We start from the raw sequence: 26,364 nt of genomic DNA on the forward strand, positions 1-26,364 counted from the left end.
GCCAAGAACGACGGCCAAGCGCGGTGCAGGGCCCTATTGGCAGGGATGACGGCGGCCGTCGCGGCCAAGGAAGGTGCCGGACGCAGGATCGAACGAATGGTAGCGCGCGCAAGACGAGGACGGCGCCGCGGGCATGGCCCCATAGGCATTCGCCGGGTTGCCGCCGCGTTGCGCCGCCTGCTGGGCCTCGCCCCACGGCGTCAGGGCGCCGCCGTTGATCGCGCTCCGCCCCGGATTTTGCGCATCGAAAAGCGCCGGCTCCGACATCTGAGCCGAGACTGGCGTGAACGTCATTCCCACGAGCAGCACAGCGGCTGCAACGGCCTTGAGTCCGGCCATAAGACCTCTCCGATGGATCAATTGAAATCTGTCCAAGAAACTGTGCAAGGGCGGCAGCGCCGTCCCTGTGCCCAGAACCGATGTGGTGACGGCCAAGGTCCCGATGCAGGGATCATCAGGTCACAATGCCGCGAGGCAGCCGTCGGCGTGGCACGACGACCGCGCCGCGCGACGTCCGCCCGGCCCGCGCTTTACCGATTATGCACGTCAGGCCGCGGGTCGGAGACGAACCCGTCGCGGTTCGGCATTTTGACTGCGGCGAGCGACTTCGCATCGAGCACCGCATTGGCGGGGACGATGCCGTTGAGGCTGAGGATGTAGGCGGACACCGCGTAGACGTCCTCATTGCTCAGCGACTGTGGCGCGTTCTGGGGCATCGCGCGGCGGATGTAGTCGAACAGGGTCGGGGCGTAGGGCCAGTAGCTGCCGACAGTGCGGATCGGCCTTGGGCTCGCCAGCGTGCCCTGTCCGCCGACCAGGCGGTCACCGACGCCGCCCTGCCCGCCGTCGCCATGGCACGCCGCGCATTGCTCACTGAACACGATGCGGCCGCGCTCGACGCTGCCGCTGCCCGGCGGCAGCGCCGCGCCGTCACGGCCGATATCGATGTTCCAGCCGGCGATCTCCGCCGGCGTCGCCTCGCGGCCGATGCCGTAGCGCTCCTCGGCATGAACAGCGACGCCGAGCATCGCGATCGCACTCACCAGCGCGGCGGTCTTCAGATTACGCTTGGCCATTGGTCACCTCGCCATTCGCATCGATGCGCCAGGGCCAGATCGCGTTGTTATGGTAGAAGGAGTTGAGACCACGCACGGCCACCAATTCCGCGAGCGTCGGCTGCACATAGCCGGTCTCGTCGATGGCGCGGCTCTGGATCACAGCGGGGGTGCCGTCCCAGTGCCAGGGCAGGCGGAAGCGCGTGAGCGCGCGCGTCAGCACCGGTTCCTGCAGCACGGCCTGTTGCCAGATCTTGCCTTCGTCGAGCGAGATCTCGACGCTCTTGATCTTGCCGTGACCGCTCCAGGCTATCCCGGTGATCTCGTGAAAGCCGTGCGTGGTCAGCTTCTGTCCGCCGGACGGCCGCGTGATGATCGACTTGGCCTCCATGTAGAAGGTGAATTCGCGCGACGTGCCGTCGGGCATCGGGTCGGTGTATTTCGAGGTCTCCTCGCGCGAATAGGCCGGCTCGGCGACGACCTTGAGCCGGCGCAGCCATTTCACGTTCATGTTGCCCTCGAAGCCCGGCAGCAACAGGCGCAGCGGATAGCCCTGCTGCGGACGCAACCGCTCGCCGTTCTGGCTGTAGACCAGCATGGCGTCGTCGAGGCATTTCTCGATCGGGATCGAGCGCGTCAACGCGGCGGCATCGGCGCCTTCGGCCACGATCCATTTGGCGCCCGCCTGCAGCCCCGCTTCGTCCAGCACGGTTTTCAGCGGCACGCCGGTCCATTCCGCGCAGCTCAGGAGACCGACGAGGTCGGAAGCCGTCTTGCCGTAGGGTTTGGTGTAGACCGGATTGCCGGAGCACTCGATGAAGTGGATGCGCGACTGCGACGGAAAGCGGCGGATGTCCTCCATCGTGAACACCAGCGGGCGATCGACCATGCCGTGCAACATCAGCCGGTGCTCGGCCGGATCGATGGTCGGCACGCCGCCATGGTGGCGTTCGTAGAACAGACCGTTCGGCGTGATGATGCCGTCGAGCTCCTGCAACGGCGTGCGGCCCGACGCGGAGATATATTGCGGTAGCGTCTTCGAGATGTTCTTGACGACGCCCTTCTCGTGAACCGATGGCGCGCCATAGGGCTGGCTTCCCATCGGATCGCCGGGCGCTTTCATCCATTCCGGCACGCTGGGCGGAAGATTATTCCCCTGTTCGGCAAGCGCGGTAGAACCGGCAACTCCAGATATCGCGGAGCCGCCCGCCAGTGCTGCGCCCGCCTGAAGGAATCGCCTGCGAGACGCCTCTCGCACGCGCTTGTCCGTCGTGTGTTCGCTCATCGACGTTTTCCTCTGACGTTACCACAGCATGATCCGGAAAAGTGCGAAGCGGTTTTCCGAAAGGATCATGCCAGGACAACAACCTAAAGCACGATGACGATTCATCGTGCTTCAGTGCAGCCTAACACCAAACGCCCGCGACGAGGCAACGCTCGCGCGCGCAGAGCTGCATCAACTGCACGCGATGGCACACGATGCCGGACACGCAGATCGCGAACGCGGCCCAAAGAACGCGCGTTTCAGTCCTTCACCGGCGGCGTACCGTGGGTGTGGAACGACTCGATCGTCTTCAACCCCCAGGCCTGGCCCTTCTTGCGCTCCTCTTCGGTCCACACGATCGACTTCCAGTCCGGCGCGAGGATCAGGCGGGCACCTGCATTGGCCACCTCGACGCGATTGCCGCCGGGCTCGTAGACGTAAAGAAAGAACGTCTGCTGGATCGCATGCTTGTGCGGTCCGGTTTCGATATGCACGCCGTTCTCGAGAAAAATATCCGCCGCGCGCAATATCTCCTCGCGGCTGTCGAGCGCGTAGGTGACGTGATGGAAGCGGCCCATCTTGCCGTAATGATCGCGGGTATAAGCGAAGTCGTAGCTCTTGTTCGACATCGTCATCCACATCGCGGCTTCCGTGCCGTCGTTGAGCACTATCTGCTCGGTGGTGCGGCACCCCAGATAGGTCTCGAAGAACAGGCGATTGGCCTTGATGTCGACCGCGAGGCAATTGAGATGGTCGAGCCGGCGGACGTTGACGCCGCGCGCCGGAAAGCGCTGCGCCTGGTTCTTCAACGCGGGCTTCAGCTCGGCCGGCGCCTCGTACCATTCGGTCTCGTAATAGAGCTCGATGACGTGGCCGTCGGGATCGCGGCAGCGGAATGCCGGTCCCTGCCCCATGTCGCCATCGATCCAGCCGATGTCGAAGCCCGAGTCTTTCAGCGCGGCGACGCGGCGCTCGAGCGCCTGCGCGCTGCGGGCCCGCAGCGCCATATGCTCCATGCCGGAGGTGTTCGATGCGGTCAGCTTCAGCGAGTAGCGCTCGTAATCGTCCCAGCCGCGCAGATAGACCGACTCGCCCTTCCGGCCGCTGACCGTCATGCCCATGACATCGACGAAGAACTTCAGGCTCTCGTCCGGCTTCGGCGTCAGCAGCTCCATGTGCCCGAGATGAGCGAGATCGAAGATCGGTTCCGGCTGCATGGGGCGGGCTCCTTCCACGACGACGACGCCCGATCGACGGCTTGCCGCTCTGGCGCGCGAGCTTCGGTGCGTCGATTTGTACTAGTGTACAAAGGATTAGGTCCCGTCAACAAAATGTTGATCCCGGAAATTGCGGCAGCCGTTGAGGCCAGCATCCGTGCCTAGCCCTTCGACACCATCACCGGTGCCGGAGCGTGCGGCCGGGATAGGGTCGCCGACACCGTCAGCGCGACGGCGAGCGCGCACACCATGCAGAGCTTCATCTGCGCCGTGCGGCGATCGGTCATCGGCAGGAAGAAGAAGAATGCGATTGCCAGAACGAGAAGCGCGTTCACGAGAATGTACATGGCGGAGCCCTCTTGTTGCGTATCGACAAGATGGCCGGCGCTCGCGCGGCATTCCGTGGCTGGAATCACATATTGAAAGCGGCCGGGGCCGGCGGTCAGGCGACCGAGACGGCCCTCTCGCGATGCGACGACAGCAGCTTGCGGATTTCGACATCCGGCACCGGCCGACTGAACAGAAAGCCCTGCATCTCGGTGCAGCCAAGGCTGCGGAGCAGGTTGCGCTGCTGCTCGGTCTCGACGCCTTCGGCGGTCGTGGTCATGTCGCTTGCGGCAGCAATGTTCACGACGGCCTGGACGATGGTGGACGACGCGCCGGTCCCCGCGAGATCCTTGATGAAGGCGCGATCGATCTTGATCTTGTCGAAGGGGAAGCGCTGCAGATAGCTCAGCGACGAATAGCCGGTGCCGAAATCGTCGAGCGCGATCCGGACACCGAGCTCGCGCAGCTGATGCAGGATATCGAGCGCGGCCTCGTCGTCACGGATCAGCACGGCTTCGGTGATCTCGAGCTCGAGCCGCGAGGGCGCGAGCCCCGACGCCGCGAGCGCGGCGGCGACATTCAGCGCCAGCGTCTGGCTCTTGAACTGGATCGGAGACACGTTGACCGCGACGTTGATGTGATCCGGCCAGTTCACGGCTTCCCGGCACGCGGTGTTGAGCACCCAGTGCCCGAGATCGTTGATCAGGCCGGTATCCTCGGCGACCGGGATGAAATCTGCCGGCGAGATGGTGCCGCGCTCGGGATGGCGCCAGCGCACCAGCGCCTCGCAGCAGCTGACCCGGCGGTCCTCGAGATGGAGCAACGGCTGATAGTGCAGCTCGAAGCTGCCGTCGGCGATGGCCTGGCGCAATTCCAGTTCGAGGCTGCGCCGCGCCTTGGCGCGCGCGTCCATGCCGGCTTCGAAGAACCGGTAGGTGCGGCGGCCATCGCTCTTCGCGCCATAGAGCGCGAGGTCGGCGTTGCGCAGCAGTTGATCGAGGTCGAGGCCGTCGGCGGGCGCGACCGCGATGCCGATGCTGGCGTCGGTCGTGATCAGGTGCCCGCTGCAATCGATCGGCTGGCGGATGGTCTGATAGATCGCGGCCAGGAGCTGCATGGTCTCGGTCTGATCGCGGACCGCAGTCTGGATCACGGCGAATTCGTCGCCGCCGAGCCGCGCCGCGACGTCGGCCCTCCTGACGCAGGAGCGCAGGCGTTCGGCGATGGCCCTCAGCAGTTCGTCGCCGATCTGATGGCCGAGCGCGTCGTTGACGCTCTTGAACTCATCGATGTCGATATACATGACCGCGATCTGTTCGTCGGGTCCGATCGCCTTCAGCGCCTGCTCGAGGCGCTGACGGAACAGCAGGCGGTTGGGCAGATCGGTGAGCGCGTCATAGTGCGCCATATGCGCGATCTTGTTCTCGGTGCGCGTCCGCTCGGTGACGTCCTCGATGGTCGCCACCCATCCGCCCTCCGGCAGCGGCTTGTTGACGATCTCGATCGCACGCCCGCCCGGCGCCTCGGTCAGCTGACGCGTCCCGCGGCCAAGCTTCACGTTGCGGATAATGGCATCGCAGAATTCGTCGACGTCGCCATCGAACGAGCCGGTCTCCTGCCGGTGCGCGATCAGCCGCTGCATGGTGCAGCCAGGCTTCGCCACATCGGGCGAGAGCCCGAACATCTCGATGTAGGGACGGTTGCAGATGATGATGCGCGCCGACGCATCGTAAAGCACGAGCCCCTGCGGAATGTTGTCCACGGCGGTCGTGAGATTGCGACGTTCGGTGGCGAGCCGCGCGTCGGAGATCTCATGCCGCTTCAGCAACAGGAAGACGATCACGGCCATGATCGCGAAGGCCGCCATCAACAGGCCTTCGCGCTCGCTCCACTGCGCGGTCACGCTTCCGAACAGGCTGCCGACGAGCAGGCCGGCACAGAAGGCCAGCCCCTTGGTCGAGCTGGCGTCGGCATTTCCTGACGATGAATTGCGGTGTTCGATGCGCACGCTGATCTCTCCCAGGCGCGGCATCGTTACGCAGCACTGATGGAAAGGTCGTTACAACTCGCAGTTAGCAATCGGTTACACGATACCTGAAGACACGGCCTAACACATCGCGCCAAAACCTCCGTAAACCTACGGAGCTGCCGATGCACTCCTCGAAGATGGTGAATCCCGCCTTAACGGAAAAGCCGCGAAACAAACCCGGCTGTGCCGGAAAGCGACGATTTCGCCGCCGATGGGCGCGACCAAGCGCAATCTCGCTGCACGATAGAAACAAATCGTCACCGGGAAGGTGTAGATTTAGCCGATGCGCAACCTCGGCGACTTAACGGTTTTTCCAAACCCGGGCGCGCATATTGGTCCGGACATTTAGATTTTGCGAACGAGCCAGGCTGGAACTGTGACATCCTTTGGACGTGTGATCTCTGTGCGCGGCTCGCAGGCCCGGGTTGGGCTGCTGACGGGCGGCCAGATACAGCTTTCAGAAATGCGCGCGACCGTCGGCCGGTTCGTCAGTATCCGCTGCGCGAGCTCGGTCATCGTCGCGATGATCACCGAAGTGTCGTGCGAGAACCTGGCGGCGTCCGACGAATACATGGCGACCGCCTCGGTCGACCTGCTCGGCGAAATCCTCGGCGGCGACCGCCCGAAATTCCAGCGCGGTGTCACCCATTATCCGACCATCGGCGACAGCACCGATCTGATCACCAACCAGGAGCTGCGCACGGTCTATGCGCCGAGCGGCTCGGACCAGATCAATGTCGGCACCCTGCAGCAGGACCGTTCGGTTATCGCCTATGTCGACGTCGAGGAAATGCTCTCCAAGCACTTCGCGGTGCTCGGCTCGACCGGCGTCGGCAAATCCACCGGCGTGTCGCTGCTGCTCAACGAGATCCTGAAGTCGCGGCCGAACCTGCGCATCTTCCTGCTCGACGTGCACAACGAATACGGCCGCTGCTTCGGCGAGCGCGCGCAGGTGCTCAACCCGCGAAACCTGAAGCTGCCGTTCTGGCTGTTCAACTTCGAAGAGATCGTCGACGTGCTGTTCGGCGGCCGGCCCGGCGTGCCCGAAGAGCTCGACATCCTCGCCGAAGTGATTCCGATGGCGAAGGGCATCTACACCCAGTACCAGAACTCCGACCGGGTCGGCCTCGGGCTCAAGCGGGTCGACCCCAAGCAGGTCGGCTACACCGTCGATACGCCGGTGCCCTATCGCCTCGTCGACCTGATCTCGCTGATCGACGAGCGCATGGGCAAGCTCGAGAACCGCTCCTCGCGCATCATCTATCACAAGCTGATCTCGCGCATCGACGCGGTGCGCAACGATCCGCGCTACGCCTTCATGTTCGACAATGCCAATGTCGGCGGCGATACCATGGCCGAGGTGATCAGCCATCTGTTCCGCCTGCCCGCCAACGGCAAGCCGATGACCATCATGCAGCTCGCGGGCTTCCCGGCTGAAGTCGTCGATTCCGTGGTGTCGGTGCTGTGCCGCATGGCGTTCGATTTCGGGCTGTGGAGCGACGGCGTCTCGCCGATGCTGTTCGTCTGCGAGGAAGCGCACCGCTACGCGTCCGCGGACCGCAACATCGGCTTCGGGCCGACCCGCAAGGCGGTGTCGCGCATCGCCAAGGAAGGCCGCAAATACGGCGTCTATCTCGGCCTGATCACCCAGCGTCCGGCCGAGCTCGACGCGACCATCATCTCCCAGTGCAACACACTGTTCACGATGCGCCTCGCCAACGACCGCGACCAGGCGCTGCTGCGCTCCGCGGTGTCGGATGCCGCGGCCAATCTGCTGTCGTTCGTGCCTTCGCTCGGCACCCGCGAAGTGCTGGCGTTCGGCGAAGGCGTGGCGCTGCCGACCCGGCTGCGCTTCAAGGAGGTGCCGCCGCACCAGCTGCCGCGCGGCGAAGCCACCATCGCAACGGTGCCGTCGGTCACCGCCGGCCATGACATGCATTTCGTCAGCGCCGTGCTGGAGCGCTGGCGCGGCGCCACCTCGCATCGCGACACCCAGAGCGAGGCCAACTTCAACCCTCCCGCACCGCCGCGCACCGTGGCGCCCGCCGAGGCGCCGATGCTGCAGCCGTCACTGGGCCTCGATCCCGATCGCTTCTCGCTCCTGAAGAAGCCGCTGCGCTGACGTCATTCTGGCAGGGCGCCGATGCGCCTTGCGCCCAAGCCGTCATCCACTATGGTTTCGCGTGACGCCGCGTCCCCGCGGCACGCCGGAACCATCTCATGACGCAGCCGACCGCAAAACGCTTCCCGACGCCCGCTCTCGACAAGCTCCCCGAGGATATCCGCACCCGCATCCTGGCGGTGCAGGAGAAGTCCGGCTTCGTGCCGAACGTATTCCTCACTCTGGCCTACCGCCCCGACGAGTTTCGCGCGTTCTTTGCCTATCACGACGCGCTGATGGAAAAGGACTCAGGCCTCTCCAAAGCCGAGCGCGAGATGATCGTGGTCGCGACCAGCGCCGCCAACCAGTGCCAGTATTGCGTGATCGCCCATGGCGCGATCCTGCGCATCCGCGCCAAGAACCCCGAGATCGCCGATCAGATCGCGATCAACTACCGCAAGGCCGACATCACGCCGCGGCAGCGCGCGATGCTCGATTTCGCCATGAAAGTCAGCCGCGCGGCCGAGGAGGTCGCGGAGGCGGACTTCGCCGCGCTCGCGACCCACGGCTTCAGCGACGACGACGTCTGGGATATTGCCGCGGTCGCGGCCTTCTTCGCGCTCTCGAACCGCCTTGCGAACGTCACCGGCATGCGGCCGAACGCCGAGTTCTACATGCTCGGCCGGCAGCCGAAATAGAGGAAGCCTTGGTAGACTGGAGCGAGATCATCCTGCGTCTCGGCGCGGCCACGCTTGCCGGTGGCGCGATCGGACTCGACCGCGACCTGCGCGGCAAGCCGATCGGGCTGAAGACCCTGGGTCTCGTCAGCCTGTCGACGGCTACGGTCGTGCTGCTGGCATTGCAGGCCGTCGAGCCCGGCCATTTCACCGATGCCGTGAGCCGCGTGATCCAGGGCGTGCTGACCGGCATCGGCTTTCTCGGCGCCGGCGTGATCGTTCGCCAAGGCGACCGCTTTCAGGTCCGCGGCCTGACCAGCGCGGCATGTGCGTTCTTCGCCGCCTGCGTCGGGATTGTCTGCGGCGCCGGACACTGGCCGATCGTCATCACCGCGCTCGTGCTGGCATTCCTGCTGCTGACCTTCGGCAAGCGGACCGAGCGTTGGCTGCACCACGCGCTCGGCGGCAAGGAGGACCCGCACAGACCGGAGGCCGCGCCCGGTCAGTCGTCAGATGCCGGCCCGCACCAGCCGGGCAAATAGATCGCGTCCTTGCTGCGGCCCAGCGCCAAGCCCTTCTCCAGCGCCTTGTCGAAATTGTTCTCCACCGTCTTGCGCGGGATGTGGCGGCGCAGGAAATCGGCCCACAGGAATTCGCTGAACGGCGTCGTGTCCTTGGCAAAGCCGCCGGCCCGGCGCATCTCGCCGGCGAGGCTGCGGAACGGATCGTCCTTGAGATCCTTGATCGACTTCGGAATGTCCCTGAAATGGCAGCGCTCGCCCTTTGCATTATAGGGATAGACCCAGCGCTTGTTGTCCATCACGCCCCAGAACACGTCGCGCTCGACCATCGTGAGATCGCCGATCACCGTGACCAGGATGTCCTTGACGCCCTCCTCGTGCAGCGCACGCGCCATATGATGGTGATCGACCACGTAGTAGCGATCGTCGGGACCATGGACGACCGGGATCATATGCTTGCCCAGCAGTTCGGCGCGCTTCTTGTCCGACTTGTGCTCACGCCAGCGCTCTCGCTTCTCCTTCACCTCATGCATGCCGACCGTCATCTGGGTCGGTCGCAGCGACATGATCGGGACCGGTTTGACGTAGGGCTCGCGCGTATGGGCCATGCCTTGTACTCCCGTTTGACCGGCACTCCGGAATGGGTTCCATTATGACATGATGTCACAGGCAGGCGGAAGAGCCGGTTCATCGGAATGGCACTGAGAGCAAGCGAACGCGTGAAGGCCCGCACGATTCGTTTCGGCAACCGCGAGGTCGTGACCGAGGGGTTGGAGCTCAGTTTCTGGGCAGACATCAGTCATCGCTGCATGACGGCATCCTGGCCCGCCTTTATTGGCGGTGCAGCATTGGTGTTCATCACCTTCAACGCCGTCTTCGCCTTGATGTATTGGCTTGGCGATCATCCGATCGCCAACGTGCCTGACGGCCAATACATCGACTACCTCTATTTCAGCATCGAGACACTTTCGACCGCGGGCTATGGCGACATGCACCCGCAGACGCATTACGGGCACTTCATCGCCACCATCGAACTCTTCACCGGCATCTTCTCGATGTCGCTGATGACCGGGCTGATCTTCGCCCGCTTCTCGCGTCCGAGCGCGCGCCTGCTGTTCGCCGACAATCCCGTGATCTCGGACCATGAGGGCCAGCTCACGTTGATGATCCGCCTGGCCAACGAGCGGCACAACATCATCGCCAATGCCACCGCGCGGCTGTGGCTGTTCAAGAACGGCGTCAGCAAGGAAGGCATGCCATACCGCCGGTTCTACGAACTGCCGCTGCTGCGCAGCGAGAGCCCGGCGCTCGCGCTGAGCTGGACCCTGTTTCATGTGATCGACCAGGACAGCCCGCTCTACGGCCTCGACGCCGCGGAGCTGGAAGCTGTCAATGCCGGGCTCGGCCTCTTCGTGTCAGGCTATGACGACGTTGCAGCGCAAACTGTGCACGCGCGAAAATCGTACGAACATTCCGACGTCCGCTTTGGCCATCGCTATGCCGAGATCCTGCAGGCGACCGACGACGGCCGTCTGCGGATCGACTACAGTCGGTTCCACGAGACCATCGAAGGAAAAATACCACCTCTGCGCGCATCAAGATTTTAGGTGTGAAGCGCAGCGAACATGCTAAACATAAGCGGCGACGCGACCGGACTGACAACAGTGAAGACGCAGCGGCCAATTTCCTCGGATGACGAGCACGTGGTGCTGAAATTCCGGCCGCGTACCTCGGCGCAGCCGCCCGGCAAGCGCGAGGAGGCGGTCCGATCGGCCCGCCCGGCTTCCATCACTCCTGTTTCCGTCGCCAACGACCTCTCCCGCTATGAGAAGCCGCGCGAGGAGCCGGACGATTTCCGCCAGCGCATGCTTGCCAACATCGCCGCCTTCGCCTTCACCGTGGCGCTCACTGCGGTCGGTATCTGGCTCGCCATGAGCATCGCCGATTTGCGCAAGACCCAGGATTGCGTGCTGATGGGACGCCGGGATTGCGCGAAGATTACGGTGATGCCACGCAGCTAGGCAGGCCGGAACCGTACCCAAAAACCGTCCTCGCCAGGCCGGCCAAGCTCCATTGAACTAACGGCCCTGCTCCGATATACGGGCACACGACTCCGGCAGCAGCAATCAGGCAATCCGGGGCACCGCGCCCGCCTCCTCCGAGCCGACCCGGAATTACCTTCAATATATCAAAGGCTTAATGATGTCCTCCACATTCGAGCAGATCGCCAACATTATCGCGGAGACCTGCGACATCCCGCGCGATACGATCAAGCCGGAGAGCCACGCGATCGACGATCTGGGAATCGACAGCCTCGACTTCCTCGACATCGCCTTTGCCATCGACAAGGCCTTCGGGATCAAGATGCCGCTTGAGAAGTGGACCCAGGAGGTCAACGACGGCAAGGCCACGACGGAGCAGTACTTCGTGTTGCAGAATCTCGCCGACCGCATCGACGAGCTGGTTGCGGCCAAGAACGCGGGCCCGGGCTCGGCCTCGTAATCGCCCATCATGCAGCTTGAAACTTTTCAGCTGATCGATCGGATTGTCGACCTCAACCTCGACGCAAAGACGATTGTCGTCGAGGCGGATGTCCCGCCGGACAGCCACTCTGTGTTCGCGGGGCACTTCCCGGGCTACCCGATCATGCCCGGCGTGTTGCTCACCGAAGCAATGGCCCAGAGCTCGGGCTGGCTGATCCTCGGTCTGACCAAGTTCGAGCGCATGCCTTTCCTCGCCATGGTCAAGGAAGCCAAAATGCGTGGCTTCGTCAGCCCCGGCTCGGTGCTGACGATCGAAGCCAAGATCGAACACGAAGGTTCAGGCTTCACCGTAACCTCGGCGAAGGTCCGCGTCGGCAAGGAGCTCAAGTGCAACGCCGAGCTGACCTTCCGTCATATCCCTTTCCCCAGCCCGGACTTGCGTGTGCACATGGATGCGCTCGCCAACAAGATCGGGTTTCCGCTGCAGGCAATGAGTCATGGCTGATAAGGAAGTCTGGATCACCGGCGTCGGCCTGCTCTCCTCGCTCGGCGAGGGGCTGGACGCGCATTGGGAGGCGCTCGGCGCCAAGCGCGTCAATGCCGACGAGAAGCGCCTCGCGCCGTACGTGATTCATCCGATCGCCCCCGTCAGCTTCGACGCCCAGATCCCGAAGAAGGGCGATCAGCGTCAGATGGAGACGTGGCAGCGGATCGGCACCTACGCCGCCGGGCTGGCGCTTGATTCCGCCGGCGTCAAAGGCAATCAGGAAATCCTGTCGCGGATGGACATGATCATCGCAGCCGGTGGCGGCGAGCGTGACCTCAATGTCGACCTGGCGATCATGAACGCCGATGCGCAGGGCAAGCTGCCGCCTGCCGTCCTCAACGAAAAGCTGATGAACGAGCTGCGCCCGACGCTGTTCCTGGCGCAGCTCTCCAACCTGCTTGCCGGAAACATCGCGATCGTTCATGGCGTGTGCGGGACATCGCGCACCTTCATGGGCGAGGAAGCCGCGAGCATCGACGCCGCGCGGATCGCCGTCGCACGCATCGGGGCCGGACAGAGCGACATCGCGCTGGTCGGCGCGGCCCATAATGGCGACCGCGGCGACCTCTTGATGCTGTATTCGTTCGGCGACTTCGCCCTCAAGGATCAATACGCCTCGGTCTGGGCCCGCCGAAACAACCCGGGCTTCGCCATCGGCTCTGCCGGCGCCTTCCTGGTGATGGAATCGCGCGAGCACGCCGAGGCGCGCGGCGCCAAGCCGTACGCCAAGCTGACCAAGGTGGTCGCCGATCTTGCCAAGCGCAAGCAGCCCGGCGCAGTGACGAAGTCGCTGCAGGCGATGTGGCCGCAGCTCGGGGTCGGCAACGACAACGCCACGCTGATCACGGGCGCGACTGGCGCCGAGCCTGCGACCGCTGAGGAGCGCGAATTCCTCGGGCAGCATCCCGGCCTTGCCGTGCGCGCCACCGGAACGACCTTTGGGCACACCATGGAGGCGCAGTTCCCGCTCGGGCTCGCCCTGGCCGCGTTGTCGATTTCCCGCGGCGCGCTCTATCCGGCCAACGACCCGACCGGGCTGGAGGTTGAAAAGAGCGAAGCGCCAACCCAGATTGTCGTATTGGGGGTCGGCCACTGGCAGGGCGAAGGCATGGCACTGGTCGAGGCCGTCAAGTAATTCGGCGCAAGCACCGACGGGGACACCATGACAGCACCACGCGATAAATTCGGCCGACCGATCGTCGTCGTGACCGGCATGGGAATCGTGACGTCGCTCGGCGGCGGCAAGACCGACAATTGGAAGCGCCTCAGCGCGGGCGAGTCCGGCATCAAGACCGTGACGCGCTTCCCGCTCGACAGCCTGAAGACGACGATGGCCGGCGCCGTCGATTTCGTCACTGTCGACCCGTTCTCCTCGACCAGCCTGTCGCAGCGCCTGGCGGAGATCGCGACTGAAGAGGCGCTGGAGCAGTCCGGCATCGGCAGCAAGGGCGACTTCCCCGGCCCGCTGTTTCTGGCGGTCGCGCCGATCGAGACCGAGTGGCCGCAGCGGCTTGAGGTCGCGCGCGAGGTTCCGACCAAGGACTTTGGCATCATCGACTATCTGGCGACCTGCAGCGGCGGCAAGTTTACGCACTTCCACCGGCGCTTCACCTTCGGTTCGGTCGCGCTCAACCTCGCCGAGACCTTCGGCACCAAGGGGTCGCCGATCTCGCTCTCAACGGCTTGTGCGTCCGGCGCGACTGCGATCCAGCTCGGCGTCGAGGCGATCCGCCGCGGCGAAACCGATGCAACGCTGTGCGTCGCGACCGACGGCTCGGTCAATCCGGAAGCCCTGGTGCGCTTCTCGCTGCTCTCGGCCCTCTCCACCCAGAACGATCCGCCCCAGGGCGCCTCAAAGCCGTTCTCGAAGAACCGCGACGGCTTCGTGATGGCCGAAGGCGCCGGCGCGCTGGTGCTGGAGAGCTACGACGCGGCGATGGCGCGCGGCGCGCGCATCCTGGGCGTCGTCGCCGGCTGCGGCGAGCTCACCGACTCCTTCCATCGCACCCGCTCCGCCCCGGACGGCAAGCCGGCGATCGGCTGCGTGCGCAAGACGCTTGCTGACGCGGGCATGGAGCCCGAGCAAATCGATCACATCAACGCACACGGCACCTCGACGCCGGAAAACGACAAGATGGAATATCTTGCGACCGCGGCGGTGTTCGGCGAACACACCAAAAACATTCCGGTGTCGTCGAACAAATCGATGGTCGGTCACACCATCTCGGCGGCCGGTGCGGTCGAGGCGATCTTCTCGCTGCTCACGCTCGAGCATCAGCGGATTCCACCGACCATCAATTACGAGGTGCCCGATCCCGCGATCCCGTTCGACGTGGTCGGCAACAAGGCGCGCGACGCCAAGGTGACCGCCGTGATGTCGAACTCGTTCGGGTTCGGCGGGCAGAACGCTTCGCTCATCCTGACGCGCGAGCCGGCCTAGCGCTCTCGCCTGATCAGATGAAACGCCTGCTCCTTCGCGCCCGCGCGCATCTGCGTGATGCCGCAAAGCCTGTGACCGATGCAGCGATCGGCGGGCTGACGATCGGCCTGCTGCGCACCACGCGCTATTTCGATCCGGAGAAGACCGCACGGTTCTTCGGCCGCGCCGCGCATTTCATCGGCCGCCGGCTGCGCGAGGACCGCATCGGCCGCGAGAACCTTACGGCGGCCTTCCCGGAAAAGTCGCCGCAGCAGATCGAAGAGATCCTGACGGGCGTCTGGCACAACCTCGGACGCATCGGCGCTGAATTCGCGCATATCGACCGCATCTGGGACCACGATCCCCAGAATCCCGACAAGCCGGGCCGCGTCGAATTCTCGGCGCGCAGCAAGCAGCTGTTCGACCAGTTGCGAGACGACGGCAAGCCGGCTTTGTTCTTTGCCGCACATCTCGGCAACTGGGAACTCTCTCCGATTGCCGCGGCGGCACATGGGCTCGATGCTACGATCCTGTTCCGGCGCCCGAACATCGAAGCCGCCGACCGCGCCATCGAACGCATCCGCGCAGTCAATCTGGGCACGCTGGTCCCGGCCGGCCGCGACGCGCCGCTCAAGCTGGCGCAGGCGCTGAAGAACGGCCAGCACGTCGCGATGCTGGTCGACCAGTATTTGACCAACGGCGTTCCCGTCACCTTCTTCGGCCGCAAGACCACCGCGAACCCGCTCTTGGCGCGCCTGCGCCGGCAGATCGATTGCCCGATCCACGGCACCCGGATCATCCGCCTGCCCGACGGCCGCTTCCGCGGCGAGGTCACCGAGGAAGTGAAGCCGGTGTTCGACGCATCCGGCCAGATCGATATCCAGGGCACGATGCAGGCGATCACCGACATCGTCGAGGGCTGGGTCCGCGAATATCCAGATCAGTGGCTCTGGCTGCACCGGCGCTGGCGGTAGTTGACGATTGTCATTCCGGGGCGATGCGAAGCATCGAACTATGGTGCGCAATTGCGCACCTGAGAATCTCGAGATTCCCCGATGCGCAATTGCGCATCTGAGGTCTGGTCCTTCGGACCACCCCGGAATGACGCTTCACGTCACTTCCCGGTCTTCACGCGGGTCCACAGCCGGTTGATGACCCGCTGCGTCGCCGGATCGCGCGCCGTGATCACGAACAGCTTCTTCTGCATCGCCTCGTCGGGATAGATGTTCTTGTCGTTGAATATCTTCGGATCGATCAGCTTCTGGCTCGCCAGATTGCCGTTGGCGTAGGACAGGAAGTTCGAATTCTTCGCCGCGACGTCGGGACGGTAGAGGTAGTTGATCAGCTCATAGGCTTCCGCGACGTTCTTCGCGTCCGCCGGAATCGCGAGATTGTCGAAGAACATCTGCGCGCCCTCCTTCGGGATCGTGTAGCCGATCTCGACATCGGTCTTGGCTTCCGCCGCGCGGCTGCGCGCCTGCATGATGTCGCCCGACCATCCGACCACAAAGCAGATCTCACCCGAGGCCAGCGCGCTGAGATATTCGGATGAATGGAATTTGCGCACATAGGGCCGAATCTTGATGACGAGATCGGCGGCCTTCTCGAGGTCGGCCTGCTTGGTCGAGTTCGGGTCCAGGCCGAGATAGCTCAGCGCCGCCGGCAGGATGTCGTCGGCGGAATCCAGCATGTGGATGCCGCAATCCTTGAACTTGGCGAGATTCTCCGGCTTGAACACCATGTCCCAGCTGTCGATCCTGGCGTCGGGTCCGAGAACCTTCTCCGCCATCTTGACGTTGTAGCCGATGCCCGTGGTGCCCCACATGTAGTTGGCGCCGTAATTGTTGCCGGGATCGTAGGTCGCGAGCTGACCCGTCACCACCGGCCACGCATTGGCGAGGTTCGGCAGCTTCGACTTGTCGAGCTTGAGGAACACCTTCGCGGTGATCTGGCGTTGCAGGAAATAGCCGGTCGGCACCACGACGTCGTAGCCCGACTTGCCGGCGAGCAGCCGCGTCTCCAGCGTCTCGTTGGCATCGAACGTGTCGTAGACCACCTTGATGCCGGTTTCCTTGGTGAAGTCCTCGAGGACTCCCGGCGCCATGTAGTTCGACCAGTTGTAGAAGTTGACCGTGCGCTCCTCCGCGCTGGCGGAGGCAGCAAACAACAGAACCGTGGCGATCGCACCGACAAAGTTGACGAGACGACGGCTCTGCTTCTGCATTCTGGTCTACCTCTTGCGACGATGTACTGCGTCGGACAGCCGCTCCAGCGCGGTGTCGAGCGTCGAGTCCTTCTTGGCGAAACAGAACCGCACGACCGACGTCACCGCATCCTGCTCGTAAAACGCCGACACTGGAATAGCCGCGACCTTGTAATCCTGCACAATTCGCCAGCAGAACTCCGCATCGGTCTCATTGAGCCCGAGCGGCGACAGATCCACGGTGAGAAAGTAGGTCCCCTGCGACTTCAGCACCGGAAAGCCGATGCTCTCCAGCCCCTTGGTCAGGCGGTCGCGGCTGCGCGCCATGTCCTTGCGCATGTCGAAGAAATAATCGTCCGGCTTGCCGAGACCGTACGCCACGGCCGCCTGCAGATTCGGCGCCGTCGTGAAGGTGAGGAACTGGTGCACCTTAGCCGCCACGCGCAGCAGCGGCGGCGCGGCGCAGACGAACCCGATCTTCCATCCGGTCAGCGAGAAGATCTTGCCGGCGCTGCCGACCTTGATGGTGCGGTCGCGCATACCAGGAATCGTGATCAGCGGGATGTGCTCGCGGCCGTCGAACACGACGTGCTCCCAGACCTCGTCGCAGATCGCGACCACGTCGAACTCCTGGCAGTACCGCGCCAGCAGTTCGAGGTCCTCGCGCGGATAGACCACCGCCGCCGGGTTGAGCGGATTGTTGAACAGCACCGCCTTGGTCTTGTGGTTGAAGACGCTGCGCAGCATCTCCTCGTTCAGCCGCCACTCCGGCGGTTCGAGCCGCAGCAGCCGCGGAATGCCGCCGGCCTGGCGGATGATCGGCAGATAGGAATCATAAACCGGCTGGAAGCACACCACCTCGTCGCCGGGCTCGACCACGGACAGGATCGAGGAGGTCAGCGCCTCGGTGCCGCCGGAGGTGACCATCACCTCGGTCATCGGATCGAGCTTGAGCCCGTGCCAGTGGCCGTAATGCGACGCGATCGCCTGACGGAGTTCCGGAATGCCCATCATCGACGGATACTGATTGTAGCCGTTGATGGACGCGTCCGCGGCGGCGCGGCGGATGTCCTCCGGTCCGGGATCGTCGGGAAAGCCTTGGCCGAGATTGATGGCGTTGTTGTCGCGCGCAGCCTGCGACATCGCCTCGAAGATCGTGACGGGAAGGTCCGCGAAGACCTTGTTCATGGAGGTCATGTCAGGAATCAGCCGCCGGTCTTGGTGGGCAGTCCTGCCGCCTTCCAGCCGATGATGCCGCCCGCCAAATGCTTGTCATAGGGCAGGCCCGCGGCCTGAGCCGCCAGCGAGGCCGTCACCGAGCGCTTGCCGGAGCGGCAGGCGAACACCACCTGCTTGCCCTGCGGATCCGGAATCGCTGATGGATCGAACGCCGACAGCGGCACCACGACGCCATCGGGATAGGCCTCCACAGTGACCTCATTGGGCTCGCGGACGTCGACCAGGAGATAGCGGCCTTCCGCTATGCCCTTCGACACCTCGTCCGGAAACAAATCTTCCACCTTGTGATCCGCCACGGAAATATCCTCCCGATATCAGCTTGGGCGAGCCTCGCGCGGCCCGCCGGTCCGGGCCGCAAAGTCGCCTCTCGCGCGCAGAAAATCAAGCACCCGAAACGGGTTAGATGCCGCGCGGAAACGCTGGATCTTGGACCCTAGATCGTGACTTGCGTGCCGACCTCGACCACCCGCCCGGTCGGGATCTGGAAATAGTCGGTGGCATCGTTCGAGGAGCGGCTCAGCGCGATGAACAGATGGTCCTGCCAGCTCGGCATGCCCGAATGCGCCGCCGGCTTCAACGCACGGCGGGACAGGAAGAACGAGGTCGACATGATGTCGAACTGCCAGCCGAGCTTGCGGGCGATCGCCAGCGTCTTCGGCACGTTCGGCTGCTCCATGAAACCGAACTTCAGCGTCACCTTGGAGAAGGTCTCGGTCAGCTGCTCCATCCGCACCCGCTCGGAAGGATCGATGCGCGGCGTCGGCGCTGTCTCGATGGTGAGGATGACGTTCTTCTCGTGCAGCACCTTGTAGTGCTTGAGGCTGTGCATCAGCGCGGTCGGCGCGCTGACGGGATCGCTGGTCAGGAACACGGCCGTCCCGGAGACGCGCTGCGGCGGCCGCTTCTCCAGCATCGCGACGAGATCGGCGAGCGGGAATTCCAGCTTGCGCGACTTCTCGAACAACAGCCGGCTGCCGCGCCGCCAGGTGTACATCACCACGATCATGACCCCGCCGAGCGCAAGCGGCACCCAGCCGCCCTCAAACACCTTGAGGAGGTTGGCGGCCAGGAACGTGACGTCCAGGAACAGGAACGGCGCGACCAACGCCGCGGCGGCGAGCGGTGACCAGCGCCAGACCTTCCAGATCACCACAAAGCCCATCATCGCCGTCACCACCATGGTGCCGGTCACGGAGATACCGTAGGCCGACGCCAGCGCGCTCGACGAGCGGAACATCAGCACCAGCACGATGACCGCGATGAACAGCAACCGGTTGATGCGCGGCATGTAGATCTGGCCGGAATGCGCCTCCGACGTGTGGCGGATTTCGAACCGCGGCATCAGGCCGAGCTGGATCGCCTGCCGGGTCAGCGAGTAGGCGCCGGTGATGACGGCCTGGCTCGCGATCACGGTCGCCATGGTGGCAAGCGCGACCATCGGGATCAGCGCCCAGTCCGGGAACATCAGGAAGAACGGGTTCTCGATGCCCTTGGGATCGCCGATCAGAAGCGCGCCCTGCCCGAGATAGTTCAGCGCCAGCGACGGCAGCACGATGAACAGCCACGCGGTCTGGATCGGGCGCTTGCCGAAGTGACCGAGGTCGGCATAGAGCGCCTCCGCGCCGGTCACCGCGAGGAAGACCGCACCGAGCGTGATGAAGCCGATCACGCCGTGATGCAGCATGAACGACACCGCAAGGATCGGGTTGAACGCGTACAGCACCTCGGGGTGCCGCACGATCTGCGGCAGCGCCGCGACCGCGATCACGGCGAACCACACGCACATCACCGGGCCGAAGAACGCGGCGACGCGCGCGGTGCCGCGCGACTGCACGGCGAACAGGACGACCAGGATCACCACCGTGAGCGGGACGACATAGGGATCGAATGTCGAGGTGACGAGCTTGATGCCCTCGATCGCCGACAACACCGACAGCGCCGGGGTGATGACGGCGTCGCCGTAGAACAGCGCGCCGCTGATGATGCCGAGCAGCACGATCGCGGCTCCGCCCTTGGTGACCGCGCGCTGCGCCAGCGCCATCAGCGCCAGCGTCCCGCCCTCGCCATTGTTGTCGGCACGCAGCAGGATCACGACATATTTCAGCGTCACGACGACGATCAACGCCCACAGGATCAGGCTGAGCACGCCGAGTACCGCATGCGCCGTCACGGCGCCCTCGCCGCCGGCAGCCGCGACGACGGCTTCGCGCAGCGCGTATAGCGGGCTGGTACCGATGTCGCCATAGACGACGCCGATGCTGCCGAGCATCAGCGCCTTGAAGGTGGCGGTTGAATGCGCCTCGCCATGGCCGTTTGCCGCGGGCGTTTCCGCCGCGGTGATCGCACTCTCGGATGACATGGGAAGCTGCGCCTCTGTCTTCTGCCGCACTGCACAATGCCGGGTCGCAGGCCTATACTCCCGGCAGGAATGCATAGGTTAGCCCGGATTCAGGCCTCCGCCATGCATATCACGCATAGATCACGGCTTTTCAACTGTCGAATCCGTCGCTGCATCAAATAGTTACCTGAGTACCCACTTCAACGACCCGCCCGGTCGGAATCTGGAAATAGTCGGTGGCATCGTTGGCGGACCGGCTCATCGCGATGAACAGGTGGTCCTGCCACTGCGGCATCCCGGACTGGGCGGATGGCTTCAGCGACCGGCGCGACACGAAGAACGAGGTCGACATGATGTCGAACTGCCAGCCGAGCTTGCGCGCAACCGCAAGCGCCTTCGGCACGTTCGGCGATTCCATGTAGCCGAAGCGCAGCCGCACCGCGGTGAACTTGTCGCTGACCTTCTCCATGGTCACGCGCTCCGACAGGTCGACGCGCGGTGTCGGCGCGGTCTCGATGGTCAGGATCACATTGTGCTCGTGCAGCACCTTGTTGTGCTTGAGATTGTGTAAGAGCGCGGTCGGCACGAAGCTGGGATCGCTGGTCAGGAACACCGCGGTGCCCTTGACGATATGCGGCGGCCGCTTCTCCAGGCTGTGGATCAGGTCGCGTAGCGGCACCTCGATGCGGCGGGTCTTGGCGATCAGGATCGCGGCGCCGCGACGCCAGGTCCAGATCATCGTCGCCATCACGACGCCGAACAGCAGCGGCACCCACGCGCCCTCGAACAACTTCAAGAGATTGGCGCTGAAGAAAGTCATGTCGACGATCACGAACGGCAGGATCAAGGCGGCGGCCGACGCCACGCGCCAGTTCCACAGCTTCCAGATCACGATGAAGCCCATGATGCCGTCGGCGACCATGGTGGTGGAGACGGCGATGCCGTAGGCCGAGGCGAGCCCACTCGAGGTGCGGAACAGCAGCACCAGCAGCAGCACGCCGATCAGCAGCAGCCGGTTGACGCGCGGTAGGTAGATCTGCCCGGCGTGGGTCTCCGAGGTGTAGCGCACCTCGAAGCGCGGCAAGAGCCCGAGCTGCACCGCCTGGCTGATCAGCGAATAGGCGCCGGTGATCACCGCCTGGCTCGCGATCACGGTCGCAGCGGTGGCGAGCCCGATCAGCGGCAGCAGCAGCACCTCCGGCACCATGCGGTAGAACGAGTTCTCGATCGCGGCCGGATCGGACAGCACCAGCGCGCCCTGCCCGAAATAATTCAGCAGCAGCGAGGGCAGCACGAAGAACAGCCAGCCGGACTGGATCGGCTTGCGGCCGAAATGCCCGAGATCGGCGTAGAGCGCCTCGCCGCCGGTCACCGCGAGGAACACCGCGCCCAGCGTCACCAGGCCGACGGTGCCGTGGGTCAGCAGGAACTGGATCGCGTAATACGGATTGATCGCCGCCAGCACCGACGGATCGTCCATGATGTGGACCACCCCCATCACCGCGAGCGATGCGAACCACACGACCATCACCGGCCCGAAGGCAGAGGCAACGCGCGCGGTGCCCGAACTCTGCACCGAGAACAGCAGCACGAGGATCAGGATCGTCAGCGGCACCACATAGTGCTCGAGATGCGGCGTGGCGAGCTTGAGGCCTTCGACCGCCGACAGCACCGAGATCGCCGGCGTGATCATGGAATCGCCGATGAACATCGAGGCGCCGACCACGCCGAGCGCGAGCAGCGGCCAGCTGCGCCGTCCGATCGCGCGCTGGCCGAGCGCCATCAGCGACAGCGTGCCGCCCTCGCCATTGTTGTCGGCGCGCAGCAGCAGAAGGACGTATTTGGCGGTGACGACGGTGAACAGCGCCCACAGGATCAGGCTGAGCACGCCCAGCACCATGATGCGGGTCACCGGCTGGCCGTGCGCGGCGCCGCCGACCGCCTCGCGGAATGCGTAGAGCGGCGAGGTTCCGATATCGCCGAACACCACTCCGATGCTGCCCAGTGTCAGGGCCCAGAAGCCGGAGGTGCCTTGGCCCTTGCCCTGCCCCGTACCTTGGGTCTCCTGGGCTTCGGTGGATGAGACGCTGACAGCCATGGCGAGGTTGGAACGCCCGATCGGTTGATTTTGATCCGCGCGGCTATCGACGCTTCCGCCCCGCCTGTCAACCAACCAGCATGGCCAGCGACGGTAGCATGGTAACCCGGAGCTACGGCTTCAGATCCGGCGGCAATGGCGGATTTTCCCGCATCAACGTGATGGTCACGCGACGGTTCGCCGGCAGCGTCGGATCGTCGGGAAACAGCGGCTGGCCGTCGGCCTTGCCGGAAACCGCGAAGATGTGGGACGGCGGCAGCCCCTCACGCTCCAGGATCTGCCGCACCGCATTGGCGCGGTCCGCGGACAGGTCGAAGGCGTCGTAATCGCTTCGCGCCGGCACGAAGCCTGCGGCTGTATGCCCCACGATCGCGATCCGCAGCGGCGTCGCCTTCAGTGGCGCGGCGAGCTTCTGGATCAGCCGGCGGGTGCGTTCATACGGCTCCCTGGAGCCGTCGGCGAACATCGAGCGGCCGTCCTGGTCGACGATCTCGAGGTTGAGCCCCTCCTTGGTCTCCTCGAACATGATGTTCTTGGAAATCTCGGTCAGCTCCGGCATGTCCTGCAGCGCCTGGCGCAGCGAGGCGGAAGCGAGCGCGAACTCGCGGTCGATCTTCAGCCGCGCGCCATTGATCTGGCTGCGCTCTTTTTCGTCCGGCGTCGGATTGGCGGAGGATTCCTCCGGCGAGATGTGCTCGACATTCTTGAGCTTCGGCCGGGTCGGTAGGCCGTCGGACTCGACGATGCCGGAATAGCGCACATTGGTCTGCACGCCGAAGGCGTCGCGCATCGAGCCGGCGACGATCTTCAGCTTGTTGTTGTCCATGGTGGAGAACGCAACGAGCATCACGAAGAAGCTCATCATCAGGCCCATCAGGTCGGCGAAGGTCACGAACCAGCCGTGACCTCCGGTATGGGCGTCGCCGCGCTTCTTCTTGGCCATCGCTGCTGTCCCCGGAGCGCCAGTCGGGGCCGTCAGGCCGGAACCGGCTCACCCTCCTCGTTGCGATGCTTCTCCGGCAGATAGGCCAGCAGCATCTCGCGCACCAGCGCCGGGCTCTTGGAATCGCGGATCATCAGGATGCCGTCGATGATCAGCGTGCGGTTGGTCTCCTCGTCGAGCAGCTTGCCGTGCAGCTTGTCGGCGATCGGAAGACAGAACAGGTTGGCCACCAGCGCGCCGTACAGCGTGGCGAGCAGCGCGGTCGCCATGAACGGGCCGAGCTTGGAAGGGTCGGTCATGTTGGCGAACATCTGCACCATGCCGATCAGCGTGCCGATCATGCCGAAGGCCGGCGCGCAGTCGCCGATCGCGCGATAGATCTTGCTGCCCTCGTCGAGGTGCATCAGGAAATTGTCGCGGTCGCGCTCCATGTTGTCGCGGATGAATTCGAGGTCGTAACCGTCGGCGACGTAGCGGATGCCCTTGGCGAGGAACGGCTCGTCGGTCTCGACCTTCTCCAGGCCGACCGGGCCCTGCTTGCGGGCGATCTCGGCGATGCGGGCGAGCTCATCGACGAGGTCGCGGGCCGACAGCCGGCTCATGGTGAAGGCAAACTTGGCGCCGAGCGGCAGCCCGTGCAGCATCACGCCGAGCGGAAAGCGGATCATCGTCGCCGCGATCGAGCCGCCGAAGATGATGATCATGGCGTGTTCGGAGATGAACATGTGCAGGTCGCCGCCCATGAACATCATCACCGCGATGACGATGATGCCAGCCAGCAGCCCGGCGCCAGTCATGATATCCATAGGAGACTCCAACGCGTACGCAACCTGCCCGTCCTGGACGGCGCGCAGCCCAGTGCGGGCCGCGTGGAAAACCCTAACGTTAACGCCATTAAGGACGCGTTACCGAATTTGGTAGGGATAACAACGGGTAAACGTCCGCCTTTTCGCGATGTCGTTGAAGATGTTGGCTTTCCGCATGCGACACCGCCGCTGCATGCGCAAAAGGTCTCCCCGTAGAACAACGGACGTGAGATAGGTTCGGCCAGAGGAAACGAACCAATGAGCAGGACAGGATGAAGGCGGTCGTCGTCGAGCAATACGCGCCCATCGATCAGATCGGGCTGAAGGAGATCGCCACCCCAACACCCGCCGCCGGACAGATCCGCGTCCGGGTCCACGCCGCGAGCATCGGCTTCGTCGATGGGTTGAAGGTCGAGGGCCGCTACCAGACCAAGGATGCCGTGCCCTTTACGCCCGGTGCGGAATTCGCCGGCGTGGTCGACGAGGTCGCGAGCGATGTTGCCGGCATCGCGCCGGGCATGCGGGTGATGGGCGCGGCGCGCTCGGGCGCGCTGGCCGGGTACATCGTGGTGCCGGCTGCCGCCGTCGAGATCATGCCCGACGGCCTTTCGATGGAGGCCGCCGCGGCCTTCCGCACCAACTACCTCACCGCGTTGTATGCGCTCGCCGAGCGCGGCTCGCTCAAGGCCGGCGAGCAACTGCTGGTGCTGGGTGCCGCCGGCGGCACCGGCATCGCCGCGATCCAGGTCGGCAAGCTGCTCGGCGCGCGCGTCATTGCCGCCGCCTCGACCGACGAGAAGCGCAGCTTCGCCGCAAGCTTCGGCGCCGATGCCGTCGTCGACTACACGAAGCCCGATTGGCGCGATGCGCTGAAGGACGCAACCGGCGGCCATGGTCCCGACGTGATCTTCGATCCGGTCGGCGGCGAGGTCTCGCTGCAGGCGTTCCGCTCGATCGCCTGGAACGGCCGCCATGTCGTGGTCGGCTTTGCGGCAGGCCAGATCCCTGCTCTGCCGTTCAATCTGCCGCTTCTGAAGGGTGGCCTCCTGATCGGCGTCGATGCCGCGCAGATCGCGCGCCGCGAGCCCGAGGCGCAGGCGCGCGTGATGACGCAATTGTCGGCATGGCTGAACGACGGCCGACTGACGCCTGTGGTCGGCAAGGTGTTCGAGCTTGAAGATTTCCGTGCGGCGTTCACGACGATGCAAACCCGCGCCGCGCTCGGCAAGATGGTGGTGCGGATCGGACAGTGAGAGAGGCAGCGCCGCCACCTCATCCTCGCTGTCGTCCCTGCGAAAGCAGGGACCCATAACCACCGATATTTATCGTTTGAGGGACTGTGGCCCCAGCACAGCGTAGCAATTCGCATTTGGGGTAATGGGTCCTGGCTTTCGCCAGGACGACAATGAGGATGGTGCTCGCGCGATACGACGCGTCGTCACTGGGTCCCTATCTCCGGTGTCATCGCCCGGCTTGACCGGGCGATCCAGTATTCCAGAGGCAGTTGTGCTCGAACCGAGAGGCCGCGGCGTACTGGATCGCCCGCCTTCGCGGGCGATGACAGATGTGCATGATGATCCGGCGCGGCCCCTTGGGTCACCCGAGCGCGCCGTCCCAACGCTGCCATTGCATCGCAGGAACCAACACCGCTGCGGCGCATTGACAGTTCACCCATCGGTTGAGAGGTAATATGCCGCCCGTATCGGTATCAGCGCCGATCCTGTAGCATTCCTGTCCGCCGAAGAGCCAATTAGCCGTCATCTGTTGTGTTTAAGGATTCTTCCCTTGGCACTTTTTGCATATCGAACATCCAGCACCACGTCCCGATCGCGCGGGCTAACCACCGTTGCCTGAGACGCGCGATGAAGACGGACAAGGCCATCTGGTACGTGTCGTTCGCCGTGAGAAGCCCTGACGCCGGACACCACCGCTGCGCGCGCCAGACCCGCACTTTCACCACCGAGCAGGACGCCAAGGCGTTTGCGCGCAGCCTGCTCGATCAGACCCAGGACGTCAGCGCCGGAACGATCAATCCGCACACGCCGAGACGCGTGATTGCACCGGCTGCGATCACGGCCTGGGCCGGCGAGAGCTAAG

Annotated in this window: 25 protein-coding genes and 1 pseudogene; 12 read left to right on the top strand and 14 right to left on the bottom strand. The window is 64.5% G+C overall.

Going from position 1 to position 26,364, the window contains the following annotated elements:
- Positions 1-33 precede the first annotated feature (33 nt).
- The 6 genes and pseudogenes from AAFG07_RS25280 to AAFG07_RS25305 form a co-directional block, all read right to left on the bottom strand.
- Positions 34-339 carry a BA14K family protein gene (locus tag AAFG07_RS25280; protein ID WP_342722560.1) on the bottom strand — a complete coding sequence of 102 codons (306 nt, stop codon included), beginning with the start codon at positions 337-339 and terminating at the stop codon, positions 34-36.
- 191 nt (positions 340-530) lie between these two features.
- Positions 531-1,028, bottom strand: a complete 498-nt coding sequence (locus tag AAFG07_RS25285; protein ID WP_342729236.1) for a cytochrome c — start codon at positions 1,026-1,028, stop codon at positions 531-533.
- Between the two features lie 34 nt (positions 1,029-1,062).
- Positions 1,063-2,340, bottom strand: a complete 1,278-nt coding sequence (gene soxC / locus AAFG07_RS25290) for a sulfite dehydrogenase (protein WP_342722561.1) — start codon at positions 2,338-2,340, stop codon at positions 1,063-1,065.
- Positions 2,341-2,579: 239 nt separating this feature from the next.
- Entirely contained in the window at positions 2,580-3,536 is a 957-nt protein-coding gene (locus AAFG07_RS25295; protein WP_342722562.1) for a catechol 2,3-dioxygenase, read from the bottom strand.
- Positions 3,537-3,697: 161 nt separating this feature from the next.
- Positions 3,698-3,883: a hypothetical protein gene (locus tag AAFG07_RS25300; protein ID WP_342722563.1), complete on the bottom strand. Its 186-nt coding sequence runs from the start codon at positions 3,881-3,883 to the stop codon at positions 3,698-3,700.
- Between the two features lie 95 nt (positions 3,884-3,978).
- Positions 3,979-5,754, bottom strand: a pseudogene (locus tag AAFG07_RS25305) (EAL domain-containing protein); the annotation flags it as partial.
- A gap of 514 nt (positions 5,755-6,268) precedes the next feature.
- Between AAFG07_RS25305 and AAFG07_RS25310 the strand changes: the two are divergent.
- The 3 genes from AAFG07_RS25310 (at position 6,269) to AAFG07_RS25320 (ending at position 9,212) form a co-directional block, all read left to right on the top strand.
- Positions 6,269-8,014 (top strand): ATP-binding protein, encoded by a 1,746-nt coding sequence (locus tag AAFG07_RS25310; RefSeq protein WP_212315113.1) that lies wholly within the window; start codon positions 6,269-6,271, stop codon positions 8,012-8,014.
- 98 nt (positions 8,015-8,112) lie between these two features.
- Complete coding sequence (locus AAFG07_RS25315; RefSeq protein ID WP_342722564.1) at positions 8,113-8,691, top strand: peroxidase-related enzyme; 579 nt, start codon at positions 8,113-8,115, stop codon at positions 8,689-8,691.
- Positions 8,692-8,699: 8 nt separating this feature from the next.
- Complete coding sequence (locus tag AAFG07_RS25320) at positions 8,700-9,212, top strand: MgtC/SapB family protein (RefSeq protein WP_342722565.1); 513 nt, start codon at positions 8,700-8,702, stop codon at positions 9,210-9,212.
- On the opposite strand, the gene AAFG07_RS25325 is transcribed toward AAFG07_RS25320, so the two are convergent.
- On the bottom strand, positions 9,173-9,799 hold the full coding sequence (locus tag AAFG07_RS25325) for a ParB-like protein (RefSeq protein ID WP_342722566.1): 627 nt from the start codon (positions 9,797-9,799) through the stop codon (positions 9,173-9,175). The two genes, AAFG07_RS25320 and AAFG07_RS25325, sit on opposite strands and share 40 nt — an antisense overlap.
- Before the next feature lie 87 nt (positions 9,800-9,886).
- On the opposite strand from AAFG07_RS25325, the gene AAFG07_RS25330 reads away from it, so the two are divergent.
- The 7 genes from AAFG07_RS25330 to AAFG07_RS25360 all read left to right on the top strand — a co-directional run bounded on the left by AAFG07_RS25330 (position 9,887) and on the right by AAFG07_RS25360 (position 15,614).
- Entirely contained in the window at positions 9,887-10,798 is a 912-nt protein-coding gene (locus tag AAFG07_RS25330; RefSeq protein ID WP_342722567.1) for an ion channel, read from the top strand.
- Between the two features lie 57 nt (positions 10,799-10,855).
- Positions 10,856-11,212, top strand: a complete 357-nt coding sequence (locus AAFG07_RS25335; protein WP_342729237.1) for a hypothetical protein — start codon at positions 10,856-10,858, stop codon at positions 11,210-11,212.
- Between the two features lie 181 nt (positions 11,213-11,393).
- Positions 11,394-11,693 carry an acyl carrier protein gene (locus AAFG07_RS25340; protein WP_342722568.1) on the top strand — a complete coding sequence of 100 codons (300 nt, stop codon included), beginning with the start codon at positions 11,394-11,396 and terminating at the stop codon, positions 11,691-11,693.
- A gap of 9 nt (positions 11,694-11,702) precedes the next feature.
- On the top strand, positions 11,703-12,179 hold the full coding sequence (locus tag AAFG07_RS25345; RefSeq protein ID WP_342722570.1) for a 3-hydroxyacyl-ACP dehydratase FabZ family protein: 477 nt from the start codon (positions 11,703-11,705) through the stop codon (positions 12,177-12,179).
- Positions 12,172-13,356, top strand: coding sequence for a beta-ketoacyl-ACP synthase (locus AAFG07_RS25350; protein ID WP_342722571.1), 1,185 nt, complete (start codon positions 12,172-12,174; stop codon positions 13,354-13,356). Before AAFG07_RS25345 ends, AAFG07_RS25350 begins: the two co-directional genes overlap by 8 nt.
- Before the next feature lie 27 nt (positions 13,357-13,383).
- A complete protein-coding gene (locus tag AAFG07_RS25355) occupies positions 13,384-14,661 on the top strand; it encodes a beta-ketoacyl-ACP synthase (protein ID WP_092112903.1) in 1,278 nt (425 codons plus the stop codon).
- A gap of 17 nt (positions 14,662-14,678) precedes the next feature.
- A complete protein-coding gene (locus tag AAFG07_RS25360) occupies positions 14,679-15,614 on the top strand; it encodes a lipid A biosynthesis lauroyl acyltransferase (RefSeq protein ID WP_342722572.1) in 936 nt (311 codons plus the stop codon).
- 140 nt (positions 15,615-15,754) lie between these two features.
- Here the strand turns inward: AAFG07_RS25360 and AAFG07_RS25365 are convergent, their stop codons facing one another.
- The 7 genes from AAFG07_RS25365 to AAFG07_RS25395 all read right to left on the bottom strand — a co-directional run bounded on the left by AAFG07_RS25365 (position 15,755) and on the right by AAFG07_RS25395 (position 24,267).
- On the bottom strand, positions 15,755-16,864 hold the full coding sequence (locus AAFG07_RS25365) for a polyamine ABC transporter substrate-binding protein (RefSeq protein ID WP_342722573.1): 1,110 nt from the start codon (positions 16,862-16,864) through the stop codon (positions 15,755-15,757).
- Between the two features lie 6 nt (positions 16,865-16,870).
- Positions 16,871-18,040, bottom strand: coding sequence for an aminotransferase (locus AAFG07_RS25370; protein WP_342722574.1), 1,170 nt, complete (start codon positions 18,038-18,040; stop codon positions 16,871-16,873).
- An 8-nt stretch (positions 18,041-18,048) separates the two neighbouring features.
- Positions 18,049-18,378 carry a rhodanese-like domain-containing protein gene (locus AAFG07_RS25375; protein WP_342722575.1) on the bottom strand — a complete coding sequence of 110 codons (330 nt, stop codon included), beginning with the start codon at positions 18,376-18,378 and terminating at the stop codon, positions 18,049-18,051.
- 137 nt (positions 18,379-18,515) lie between these two features.
- A complete protein-coding gene (locus tag AAFG07_RS25380) occupies positions 18,516-20,441 on the bottom strand; it encodes a potassium transporter Kup (RefSeq protein ID WP_342722576.1) in 1,926 nt (641 codons plus the stop codon).
- Between the two features lie 154 nt (positions 20,442-20,595).
- Positions 20,596-22,518: a potassium transporter Kup gene (locus AAFG07_RS25385; protein WP_342722577.1), complete on the bottom strand. Its 1,923-nt coding sequence runs from the start codon at positions 22,516-22,518 to the stop codon at positions 20,596-20,598.
- A gap of 112 nt (positions 22,519-22,630) precedes the next feature.
- Positions 22,631-23,461: a flagellar motor protein MotB gene (locus AAFG07_RS25390; RefSeq protein ID WP_097672457.1), complete on the bottom strand. Its 831-nt coding sequence runs from the start codon at positions 23,459-23,461 to the stop codon at positions 22,631-22,633.
- Positions 23,462-23,493: 32 nt separating this feature from the next.
- On the bottom strand, positions 23,494-24,267 hold the full coding sequence (locus tag AAFG07_RS25395; protein WP_029078588.1) for a MotA/TolQ/ExbB proton channel family protein: 774 nt from the start codon (positions 24,265-24,267) through the stop codon (positions 23,494-23,496).
- Positions 24,268-24,539: 272 nt separating this feature from the next.
- Between AAFG07_RS25395 and AAFG07_RS25400 the strand changes: the two genes are divergently transcribed.
- Together AAFG07_RS25400 and AAFG07_RS25405 are read left to right on the top strand one after the other, a co-directional pair.
- The gene (locus AAFG07_RS25400; RefSeq protein WP_342722578.1) at positions 24,540-25,520 is read left to right on the top strand and encodes an NADPH:quinone oxidoreductase family protein; all 981 of its coding nucleotides are present in this window, start codon (positions 24,540-24,542) and stop codon (positions 25,518-25,520) included.
- Positions 25,521-26,129: 609 nt separating this feature from the next.
- On the top strand, positions 26,130-26,363 hold the full coding sequence (locus AAFG07_RS25405) for a hypothetical protein (protein ID WP_342722579.1): 234 nt from the start codon (positions 26,130-26,132) through the stop codon (positions 26,361-26,363).
- Position 26,364: the final 1 nt, after the last annotated feature.

Source organism: Bradyrhizobium sp. B097 (assembly GCF_038957035.1).
Lineage (GTDB): Bacteria > Pseudomonadota > Alphaproteobacteria > Rhizobiales > Xanthobacteraceae > Bradyrhizobium.

What these genes read in the sequence shown, in the direction of transcription:
- AAFG07_RS25280 (WP_342722560.1), bottom strand. Translation starts at nt 339, where the DNA reads ATGGCCGGACTCAAGGCCGTTGCAGCCGCTGTGCTGCTCGTGGGAATG.
- AAFG07_RS25285 (WP_342729236.1), bottom strand. Translation starts at nt 1,028, where the DNA reads ATGCTCGGCGTCGCTGTTCATGCCGAGGAGCGCTACGGCATCGGCCGC.
- soxC (WP_342722561.1), bottom strand. Translation starts at nt 2,340, where the DNA reads ATGAGCGAACACACGACGGACAAGCGCGTGCGAGAGGCGTCTCGCAGG.
- AAFG07_RS25295 (WP_342722562.1), bottom strand. Translation starts at nt 3,536, where the DNA reads ATGCAGCCGGAACCGATCTTCGATCTCGCTCATCTCGGGCACATGGAG.
- AAFG07_RS25300 (WP_342722563.1), bottom strand. Translation starts at nt 3,883, where the DNA reads ATGTACATTCTCGTGAACGCGCTTCTCGTTCTGGCAATCGCATTCTTC.
- AAFG07_RS25315 (WP_342722564.1), top strand. Translation starts at nt 8,113, where the DNA reads ATGACGCAGCCGACCGCAAAACGCTTCCCGACGCCCGCTCTCGACAAG.
- AAFG07_RS25325 (WP_342722566.1), bottom strand. Translation starts at nt 9,799, where the DNA reads ATGGCCCATACGCGCGAGCCCTACGTCAAACCGGTCCCGATCATGTCG.
- AAFG07_RS25330 (WP_342722567.1), top strand. Translation starts at nt 9,887, where the DNA reads ATGGCACTGAGAGCAAGCGAACGCGTGAAGGCCCGCACGATTCGTTTC.
- AAFG07_RS25340 (WP_342722568.1), top strand. Translation starts at nt 11,394, where the DNA reads ATGTCCTCCACATTCGAGCAGATCGCCAACATTATCGCGGAGACCTGC.
- AAFG07_RS25345 (WP_342722570.1), top strand. Translation starts at nt 11,703, where the DNA reads ATGCAGCTTGAAACTTTTCAGCTGATCGATCGGATTGTCGACCTCAAC.
- AAFG07_RS25350 (WP_342722571.1), top strand. Translation starts at nt 12,172, where the DNA reads ATGGCTGATAAGGAAGTCTGGATCACCGGCGTCGGCCTGCTCTCCTCG.
- AAFG07_RS25355 (WP_092112903.1), top strand. Translation starts at nt 13,384, where the DNA reads ATGACAGCACCACGCGATAAATTCGGCCGACCGATCGTCGTCGTGACC.
- AAFG07_RS25360 (WP_342722572.1), top strand. Translation starts at nt 14,679, where the DNA reads ATGAAACGCCTGCTCCTTCGCGCCCGCGCGCATCTGCGTGATGCCGCA.
- AAFG07_RS25365 (WP_342722573.1), bottom strand. Translation starts at nt 16,864, where the DNA reads ATGCAGAAGCAGAGCCGTCGTCTCGTCAACTTTGTCGGTGCGATCGCC.
- AAFG07_RS25370 (WP_342722574.1), bottom strand. Translation starts at nt 18,040, where the DNA reads ATGACCTCCATGAACAAGGTCTTCGCGGACCTTCCCGTCACGATCTTC.
- AAFG07_RS25380 (WP_342722576.1), bottom strand. Translation starts at nt 20,441, where the DNA reads ATGTCATCCGAGAGTGCGATCACCGCGGCGGAAACGCCCGCGGCAAAC.
- AAFG07_RS25385 (WP_342722577.1), bottom strand. Translation starts at nt 22,518, where the DNA reads ATGGCTGTCAGCGTCTCATCCACCGAAGCCCAGGAGACCCAAGGTACG.
- AAFG07_RS25390 (WP_097672457.1), bottom strand. Translation starts at nt 23,461, where the DNA reads ATGGCCAAGAAGAAGCGCGGCGACGCCCATACCGGAGGTCACGGCTGG.
- AAFG07_RS25395 (WP_029078588.1), bottom strand. Translation starts at nt 24,267, where the DNA reads ATGGATATCATGACTGGCGCCGGGCTGCTGGCTGGCATCATCGTCATC.
- AAFG07_RS25400 (WP_342722578.1), top strand. Translation starts at nt 24,540, where the DNA reads ATGAAGGCGGTCGTCGTCGAGCAATACGCGCCCATCGATCAGATCGGG.
- AAFG07_RS25405 (WP_342722579.1), top strand. Translation starts at nt 26,130, where the DNA reads ATGAAGACGGACAAGGCCATCTGGTACGTGTCGTTCGCCGTGAGAAGC.